Here is an 8,914-nt window from a genome sequence, read left to right as displayed (position 1 = left end):
GCGCCGTCCCCCTGTTCGAGCAGACCTTGGCCGACCGGGTGCGGGTGCTGGGTGCAGACCACCCCGACACTCTGTACTCCCGCGACAACCTCGCCCGTGCCTACCAGGCGGCGGGGGATCTGGGCCGCGCCGTCCCCCTGTTCGAGCAGACCCTCACCGCCTCCGAGCGCGTGCTGGGCGCAGACCACCCCGACACCCTGTACTGCCGCAGAGGCCTCGCCGAGGCCTACCGGGTTGCGGGGGATCTGGAGCGCGCCGTCCCGATGCTCGAGCAGACTCTCGCCGATCAGACACGGGTGCTTGGTGAGGACCACCCCAACACCCTGTACTGCCGCAGCGGCCTCGCCGAGGCCTATTGGGCGGCGGGGGATCTGGAGCGCGCTGCCCCGATGTTCGAGCAGACCCTGGCCGGCTTCGAGCGCGTGCTGGGCGCAGACCACCCCGACACCCTGACCTCGCGCAGCAACCTTGCACTCGCTTACAAGAAAGCGGGGGATCTGGGCCGCGCCGTCCCGATGCTCGAGCAGACTCTCGCCGACCGGGTGCGGGAGCTTGGTGAGGACCACCCCAACACCCTGTACTGCCGCAGCGAGCTCGCCGAGGCCTACCGGGCGGCGGGGGATCCGGAGCGCGCCGTCCCGATGCTCAAGCAGACCCTCGCCGACCAGGTGCGGGTGCTGGGCGCAGACCACCCCGACACTCTGTACTCCCGCGACAACCTCGCCAGTGTCTATCGGGATGCGGGGGATCCGGCCCGCGCCATCCCCCTGTTCGAGCAGGCCGTGGCCGACCGGGTGCGGGTGCTGGGCGAGGACCACCCCGACACCCTGTACTGCCGCAGCGAGCTCGCCCGTGCTTACCGCGAGGCGGGGTAGATACCTGGACCGCGCATCCCGTTGCTTGAGCAGACCCTCACCGACTGCAAGCGGCTGGTCGGCGAAGACCACCCGCTCACCAGCGCTGCGCGGGACGCAGCGGACGGCCAGCGACGCCCTCGTGTCGATCCTGTCCCGGCCTGACCGGCTGGGACACAGCACCTGCCGAGCAGCCGGTTGCCCAGCGAGCCGATCGACGAGAGCCACGAGGGCGGCTGCTGTAGTCCCGGCCAGGGACGGGCCCGTAGCCGTCTTCCACGCCGGGCTCACCAGGATGCCCCCGGCCGGGGGGTGCCCCGCACGGATTCCCGGCCCGGACGATCCGCATGACCCGGGTACCGCCGAGCGACCGACCGGCGGTGACCTCGATCGCTGGTTCGGGGCGCTGGCGGCCGGTGGGCCGGAGCAGCCCGGCGCCGATGGGGCGTCAGCCCCAGCAGCGCCGGGCCCACCATCCGTCGTCCGGCGAGGCATGCGGGTCGGGCCGGCTGCGTGCGATGTAGAGGTCGTCCAGCGGCTCGACCATTCCGCGCAGTTCCCGTGCGGCTCGGCGCGGCAGGGCGTGGAGGGCGAGTTCGAGCACCGCGCGTTCGTCGGACGTGGAGAAGGGATGGCACAGGGGGCAGCCGCAGCCCCCTGAGAGGGCGATACTCGGCCGGCGGGCCACCCGCGACCACTCCCGTAGAGCTTGCGCTACCGCACCGGGCCAGAGCCGATCCCGCTCCAGGCGGGCGACCGCGCTCGCGAGCTTGCCGGAACCACGTGCAAGCCCGGGCGCTGAAGCTCCCTGCGACTTCCCTCGCGGCCGACGGGCCGCGGACCGGAGCTGTGACGGCCGTCTACGCGGCATCGCCCCTTCTGCATCGCTTCACACGGCGCATCATGCCAGCGCGCCCTCCGTCCCCGCATCGCATATAGGAGCCCGTGGCCGGGCCCCGTGGCAGTCCGGCGCCGCCTGGCCGCCCCGACTGCTCCTTTGACGGACTGGATCCGGCCGAGAGCTGCCTGCCCCCGACTGACGGCTGCTCCGTCGACGACCGCCGCACCGACGCCGGATGACCCGGGCGCGCCTTGCGACGTGATCGGCGAACGCGAGGTCCGCGGCTTTACAAGCCTGTGGCTGTTTGCGCGGCTTGCGCACCGGCGGGTCAGGGTCCGTCGGCCGGGCCGCACCGGCGCGGTGCCGCCCTTCCGGCGTGCGGCCCGAAGTCGAGGCCCGATCGCCATCCAGTCACGACAGGACCCACACCGTGAACCCTAGTCTCAAAACCGCACCCGCCGTCTCCGCCCGCCGACGCATCGAGGACGACATGCGCCACGCCCTGACCCTGACCGCTGAGGAGCTGACCGCGTTCACGGCCCGATACGGCGACACGATCGCCGAGCTCGCCGCCCCCCACCCCGACCCCGACTCCGTCTACAAGGTTCTCGCCGACTACGCCGACTACGCCGACGACACCTACGAGCGGCTCGTCGAGGAAGCCGAAGCCCGCACAGCCGAGAGCGTGCACCCCCACATCGTCGACTGACCGCACACACGACCCGAGGAGTCAGCGCATGAAGCAGGACGGCGCCCCCGACATGACCGCACAGCTCGCACAACTGGGAATCGCCAGCGAGGTCGCCAACACCGGCTCGAACTGCTGGGCCGCATCGATCCGCCTGTCCGTATGGGACCGTCTCGAGGTCGCCAACCCCGCCGGCTGCTGGAGCTGGGCCATCATGCGCGGCGACGAGCAGCACATGGCCGGCGACTGGCCCGACTGCAACACCAGGGCAGCGGCCAAGAACGTCCGCCGCCTCATCCGGGGACTGGGAGCGATAGCCGCCTGACCAGACCGCCCCCGGCCTGCCGTACTCGGCGCGGGGACGCCTGAGTCCGCCCGCGGACCTGGCCAGGTCCATCGTGAGGTCCGGAGAATCGATGCCGCCACCGGGATCGGGAGCCGCTGACACACAGCCACCGCCTTGGCCGTCGAAGACTCTTGGCGGCTGGGGACGCCGTGCTGCCCGGATCCACGTTCCCCTCCGGCGCCAGCTGCGCAACGCGAGCCATCAAGCCAGCCTGTCGCATGCCCTCCCTCGGCACGCTCGCCGCCGCTCGTCAGCGAGTCGAGCAACTCCCTGGGCTTCTGCGTCCCGCCTCGGCGACTGCGCGAGCGGATCGCGGTTCCACCCCGAGGGACGTGCGATCTCACCCACCCTAGCCTGGGCGTTCCCGTTCATACGGTCGCAGACGGTGCGGCGTGGCACGGCCTTGCACAGCGAGTTGCGGGGCTAGCCCGCCCGTGTCCCACGGTTCCGGGGCCAGGCCGCAGCCAGCCCCACCGGTGTGCGGGCACCGTCCACCAGAACAGGACTTCCATGATCGACATGAAGAAGGGCGACGCCCCCGTCTCCCTGCGCAAGACCGCCGGCGTGCGAGCCCGTATGACGTGGTCCAGCCACACCGACTACGACCTGCTGGCCCTGGTGCTCCGGACCAACGGCGACGTGGAGCACGTCGCCACCTTCGGCGCCCGCGGAACCCCGGCGCAGTTGAGCACCGCCGACGGCGCGGTCAAGCACCTCGGCGACGTCGGCCGAGGGGCACAGGGCGTGGCCGAGGAGATCATCGAGATCACGCTCAACGACTCGATCCGCGCCGTCGTGCCCGTCGCCTACTCAGCACAGTCCAACGGCGCCGGCTCCTCTACCGCTATCGCGTCACCCTGGAGATCGACAACGGCGTGGAAGACGACAAGGTCGTGATCGCCGCCGAACACGCCAACAACGACGACAAGGTCTACTCGTGCTTCTGCGGACGGTTGCCGCGTGTTGCCGCCTGGCCGACGGTATCAGGACGAGGAACCGCTCTACACCCGCCAAGTGCACCTCGCCGACGGATAGAGACGGACCCGTGTCGACTCGTCTGCCAACGCGCATCGCTGCGTGATCACCTCATCGCGTGCCGATGGACCCGCCGACCTGATGCCTTTCAGCTTCAGGAAGAGCCGTCCATGCGAGCGCCCACTGCAGCGAATTGCGCGGCGATTGAGTAGCGAACCCAACTTTTGGACCGGATGACGCAGACGTTGTGCTGGTAGCCCTCACTGATTCGAATCAAAGCGATCCGCCACTGCTTTGGAGCGACTGCGATGCACTGGCCGCTCGGGGCCTCCACAACGAGTTCGCCGCCGCGTCCCTCGCCCCAGCCGGGACTCAGGAAAAAGACCAGACCGAACCGGCGCCCTTCGTGATCGTCGGAGTGCCGACGCAGGTACTGACCGTGGCGCAGACGTGCGACATCGAACGACTGACACTGCAGCGGATCGCCATAGGCCGAGGAGAAGTGAGAGAGCACGTCCTCGCTCCGCACCGCTGAAAAGAACGCACGCAAATGCACGTGGTCGGCGGGAATGTGGTAGATGCAATCATTGGAGGCAAGCCGGGTTGACGCAGCGCTGCGGATGAAGCGAGCGTGAGGGACCTTCACGGTGGTTCCGTTCCGAAGGCGTAGCCACCGCTCGGACACCCACTCTGGCGTTCCGGTGAGCTCGTCAAGCAGGCCCCGGCCGATGTCACCGGGTAGCTTGGGCGCCCCAAGGACACAACCCGATTTGGAACGTCGAACGGAAGTCAAAGCGTCATCAAATGAGCGTCGAGTAAAGAACTCAATCAGCTCGCTCCGGAGGGCCAGGTACTGAGTCCGCTCAAGAAAATCGGGAACTGGCGAGGTTGTCACGGATTCACCTCACCACATGGGAAACCTGCCGCAATCCGTTGAACTAGACCGTTCGCCTGCATTACTCCCTCCTGCGAGTGAACTGGCAGGCGGGCGGATTGCGCTTCATACGCCCCCCGTCGGAGCATACCTGTAGAGTGCGCAACCCGATGAGCGCACACACTCGTACCATACGGAGGGAACGCATGAACGAAGGCAACGAGGGTGCGGCATCATTCCTGCGCATGGCGAGCCAGGATTCCAGGGTTCGTGAGGCGCTAAACGAAATCATGTCTCAAAGCAGGGACGCTGAGAGGAGCGTGCTGGAGACGGCAGTCGAGTTGGCGAGAGAACGAGGAATTGACATTTCGGTCGACGACCTTCGCGCCGAAGTGGAGAAAGAACTTGGCCTTGCCGAGATCGAGTTGTCTGGCGACACTACCGCCTCAACATGTAAGAGCAAATCCGGCTGTCGCACCCCGTGCGTCTACTGCAAGCCGGAACACGAGCAGTAAAAAGTGCCGCTGCCCCTCGGGAGCACCAACTGTGCTTGAAGATCAAAAACCGGTGCCGACGGATTACCTGATCGGGCTCCGGCCTGGTGTCAGCATTGAGAACACCGGACATCAAGTGGTTCTGTGTCGTGGCGCTGAAGGCCTGACTCTTCGGAACGATGAGGCATCACTCCGCTTCCTTGAGAAACTGTCCAGCTCTTCCTGCACCCGGAGCGAGTTGCTGGGATCGTGGGAGCAGAATCCGCCGGCCTCACTCAAGGGCCAGGTTCTCTTAGACCGGCTCGGCGACTTGGAATGGTTGATTTTCTCACTCGATTTCGACGCCCCTGAAGGCAGAAGCGTCGTTACCGCGGTCCCGGTTTCACCGGGCGAAAGTTCCGGGATGGCACCACAGCCGTGGGATCGGCCTGCGCTACGAGCCGGGGGACGTCTTTCACCATTTACGTACTCGCGGTGGCTGAGCGGCAGCACCGTTCTACGATCCCCGCTGTCCGCCTACGAGGTTCGCGCCACCGGCCCTGCGCTGCCGCGCCTCCTGGCCTCGTTCACTGGACTCCGTCCGCCTTCTGCCGAAACATCGGCCCTGCTCGACCTGCTGCACCGTGCGCGCATGACCGATGAGCACGAAGAGGACGAGACGGTGCTGGAGCAGTGGGAGTTCCACGACCTGCTCTTCCACTGTCATACCCGAGATGGACGCCATGAACGCCCATCGGGTGGAACGTTTCGGTTCGCTGGAAACCTCGATGAGCCGAGTATTCCTCCTGTACCGGCCCTGCACCAGTCCTACTTCGGTGACGTTATCCCTCTCTGTGCTCCAGAAGGAAGTACATCCACCGACGACATGGGACTCTTCCAGGCGCTTCAGCAGCGCCGAAGCGTTAGGCAGCACGACGCGCCAATCACCCTTGAAAGTCTGGGTGTGTTCTTGCATCACTGCGCGAGCAGCCATTTCACCGACGACATCGACGTCGTTCAGGTGAGCCGCCGCCCATACCCGGGGGGTGGCGGATTGCACGAGCTTGAATTGTACATTCTGGTGAACAGTTGCCCCGGGCTGGAACCCGGTCTATATCACTACCGGGTAGGCGAACACGTCCTTTGCCGTGTTGCCGATTCTGGCGCAGACACCGAAGCCCTGATGGATGACGCTGCTTTCTCTATGGCACACCCACGGCCGCAGGTGCTGATCGTGGTCACATCCCGATTCCAGCGCATCGCATGGAAATACGAGACCATCGCCTATGCGCTTACGTTGAAACACGTTGGTTGCCTGCTTCAGACCATGTACCTCGTCGCAACCGCCATGAGCCTTGCGCCATGCGCTATCGGTGGCGGCAACTCGGAGCTGTTCTCACGTGTCATCGGCTCGTCCCCGTTGGTCGAGTCGTCCGTCGGCGAGTTCGCACTCGGAGGATCGGCACGAACCATGGATGGTGGAAGATGACCCCGACTGATCAGCTGGCACTGGCCGACCATCTGCACCTGGAATCAGATGGGGACACTGCGGCCGTCCTGCTCGCTGAGACCAGCGGGACGCTCTTCAATGGACGTCTATACGCCAGATTGCTGCCCCTCATGGACGGCACCCGGAGTCTGAGCGACCTTGCTACCGAGGTGTCCGACGAGTTCTCCGCCGTTGCGGTGGCTTATGCCATTGAACGGCTTGAGGCTCGTGGAGTCCTGAGGAGCACCGCTTCCGTGCTTCCGCGGAACCAGGAGGCTTACTGGTCGGCGCATTCGGTGGGGGTGGCGGCAGGAGCAACCGGGGCATGGGCTTCCGTGAACTGCCTGGAAGGCCATGCCTCGGCGCGACAGGAGTTCGTTGACGCCTTGGCCATCCTGGGGGTTTCCACTGACGATTCAGCAGCACTGGGTAAGCCCGCCCTGACGGTCGTGCTCACCTCCGACTACCTCGATCCGTGCCTTGCCGAAGTCAACGCCGAGGCATTGGAGACTGAGCGCCCGTGGATGCTCTTGAGGACGGGGGGAGCGACTTCATGGATTGGGCCACTACTCGTCCCCGGGGGGACGGGGTGCTGGGAATGTCTCGCACATCGCCTCCGGTACAATTTGCGCTCGCATGAGTACGTGCGCTCGCAGGGAAGCTCCACCGTCATGTCGCGGCAGACCGCCGTGGGCCTCCCGACGACTGCTGCGGCCACCTTGGGCATCGCTGCGGGCCAGGTAGCGGCGTGGCTGCGGTCGAGGTCGTCCCCTCTCACCGGCCACCTGGCCACCTTGGACCTGCTCGGCATGAGTGTGGTGCGCCACCCCGTGGTCCGGCGTCCGCAATGCCATTCCTGCGGAGATCTGGACCAAGGAGCCCCCGGCCGGGTGGTCCTGGAGAGCCGGCGAAAGAGCTATATCACGGACGGAGGGCATCGAAGCTCCTCTCCGGAGAAGGTTCTACGGCAGTTCGGCCATCATGTGAGTCCGCTGACCGGAGTCGTCTCCGAACTCACCCGTTACGAGACCGGAAGCGACCTCGTCACCGTGTACGCGGGCGTGGTGAAAGGCGGGCGGCCCGCCCGGAGCCTTGCCGAACTTCGCCACCACAGCACATCGGGCAGCGCTGGCAAGGGAGTGACTGACGCACAGGCGCGCGCGAGCGCACTGTGCGAGGCACTCGAGCGAATCTCCGGCGAGTACACCGGCGATGAGCCGAAAATCGTGGCCAGCTACACGGATCTCGGCAGGCAGGCCGTGCACCCGAAAGATCTGCTCCAAGTGAGCGAAATTCAGTACCAGACAAGAGAAGCATGGAACCGGAGCCACTCTAGCTTTGCCTGGGTGCCCGATCCTTTCGATCAACATCGCCCTATCAGCTGGACACCCGCCCAGAATATTACTGACGGCAGTATCCGTTATCTGCCAACCGCATTCTGCTTCTACGGTGCCCCGGTAGAGCCGGGACACCTATTCTGCCGAGCAGACTCGAACGGATGCGCCTCCGGAAGCAGCATGGAGGATGCCGTGCTGCAGGGGTTCTTGGAACTGGTCGAACGCGACAGCGTGGCCATCTGGTGGTACAACCGACTTCGCCGTCCTGCAGTCGACCTGTCCACGGTGAAGGACCCCTACGTGTCCTCTCTACGGCAGGAATACCGCCGCAGGAACCGAGAGTTGTGGGCCCTGGACATTACCACGGACCTTGGAATTCCAAGCTTTGCCGCCATCTCTCGATGCACCGACAGCTCAACTGAGATGATCATCCAGGGTTACGGTACTCACCTCCACCCGGAGGTTGCCCTTCTGCGCGCCCTGACCGAAATGAACCAAATGCTAGCGCTAGTCGAATCAGCGGGAGATCATTCCATCGACGACCCCGACAACGCGAGTTGGTTCGAGGAGGCAACTGTTGCCAGCGAACCATATCTGCTCCCGCACCCAGACATGGAGGCAACGTCTCTGCATGAAATGCAGAACCACGCCTCACCCGACCTGGCAGCCGACGTCCAGCACTGCGTCCGCATCGCTGCGGATCGCGGCATGGAGACTCTGGTGGTAAACCAGACCCGGCCAGACCTTGGCATTGATGTCGTCAAGGTCGTCGTACCCGGCCTTCGGCACTTTTGGGCCAGGTTTGCCTCTGGGCGACTCTACGAAGTGCCCGTTCGGATGGGTTGGCGAACGAACCAACTTCTCGAGTCCCAGCTCAACCCACGCCCGATCAGTTCCTGAGTTGCACTTGTCAGACGTCGGTATCCGCGAACCCGCCGGCTTTTGGTCTCCGGGGCGCTCAATGTAACGATCTGGCGGAGGGCGAAAGGAGCGGGCGGCACCCGGCGGGCGCCGCCCGCTCTGCGTTGGCGGGTACG

The 8,914-nt window shown here is 65.6% G+C and carries 9 protein-coding genes; 7 read left to right on the top strand and 2 right to left on the bottom strand.

Going from position 1 to position 8,914, the window contains the following annotated elements; genetic code table 11:
* Positions 1-875 (top strand): tetratricopeptide repeat protein (locus tag AB0M39_RS34630; RefSeq protein ID WP_365370910.1); only part of this gene is annotated, 875 nt, incomplete at its 5' end.
* Between the two features lie 427 nt (positions 876-1,302).
* Here AB0M39_RS34630 and AB0M39_RS34625 read toward each other — a convergent pair.
* Positions 1,303-1,458, bottom strand: coding sequence for a hypothetical protein (locus AB0M39_RS34625; RefSeq protein ID WP_365370908.1), 156 nt, complete (start codon positions 1,456-1,458; stop codon positions 1,303-1,305).
* Positions 1,459-2,125: 667 nt separating this feature from the next.
* Here AB0M39_RS34625 and AB0M39_RS34620 point away from each other — a divergent pair.
* From AB0M39_RS34620 to AB0M39_RS34610, 3 genes are all read left to right on the top strand, one after another.
* Positions 2,126-2,404 carry a hypothetical protein gene (locus tag AB0M39_RS34620; protein WP_365370906.1) on the top strand — a complete coding sequence of 93 codons (279 nt, stop codon included), beginning with the start codon at positions 2,126-2,128 and terminating at the stop codon, positions 2,402-2,404.
* Positions 2,405-2,432: 28 nt separating this feature from the next.
* Positions 2,433-2,708, top strand: a complete 276-nt coding sequence (locus AB0M39_RS34615; protein ID WP_365370904.1) for a hypothetical protein — start codon at positions 2,433-2,435, stop codon at positions 2,706-2,708.
* A 531-nt stretch (positions 2,709-3,239) separates the two neighbouring features.
* Positions 3,240-3,626, top strand: a complete 387-nt coding sequence (locus AB0M39_RS34610; protein WP_365370902.1) for a hypothetical protein — start codon at positions 3,240-3,242, stop codon at positions 3,624-3,626.
* A 232-nt stretch (positions 3,627-3,858) separates the two neighbouring features.
* On the opposite strand, the gene AB0M39_RS34605 is transcribed toward AB0M39_RS34610, so the two are convergent.
* A complete protein-coding gene (locus AB0M39_RS34605) occupies positions 3,859-4,599 on the bottom strand; it encodes a 2OG-Fe(II) oxygenase (RefSeq protein ID WP_365370900.1) in 741 nt (246 codons plus the stop codon).
* Between the two features lie 185 nt (positions 4,600-4,784).
* On the opposite strand from AB0M39_RS34605, the gene AB0M39_RS34600 reads away from it, so the two are divergent.
* The 3 genes from AB0M39_RS34600 to AB0M39_RS34590 are packed head-to-tail and all read left to right on the top strand — an operon-like array spanning position 4,785 to position 8,777.
* Positions 4,785-5,093, top strand: coding sequence for a Nif11-like leader peptide family natural product precursor (locus AB0M39_RS34600; protein ID WP_365370898.1), 309 nt, complete (start codon positions 4,785-4,787; stop codon positions 5,091-5,093).
* A 31-nt stretch (positions 5,094-5,124) separates the two neighbouring features.
* On the top strand, positions 5,125-6,540 hold the full coding sequence (locus AB0M39_RS34595) for a SagB family peptide dehydrogenase (protein WP_365370896.1): 1,416 nt from the start codon (positions 5,125-5,127) through the stop codon (positions 6,538-6,540).
* On the top strand, positions 6,537-8,777 hold the full coding sequence (locus tag AB0M39_RS34590) for a TOMM precursor leader peptide-binding protein (protein ID WP_365370894.1): 2,241 nt from the start codon (positions 6,537-6,539) through the stop codon (positions 8,775-8,777). Before AB0M39_RS34595 ends, AB0M39_RS34590 begins: the two co-directional genes overlap by 4 nt.
* Positions 8,778-8,914 lie beyond the last annotated feature (137 nt).

Source organism: Streptomyces sp. NPDC051907 (assembly GCF_040681075.1).
In the GTDB taxonomy this organism is placed as follows: domain Bacteria; phylum Actinomycetota; class Actinomycetes; order Streptomycetales; family Streptomycetaceae; genus Streptomyces.
Note: the sequence above shows the minus strand (reverse complement) of the source record. Positions and strands in the feature narration are given on the sequence as shown.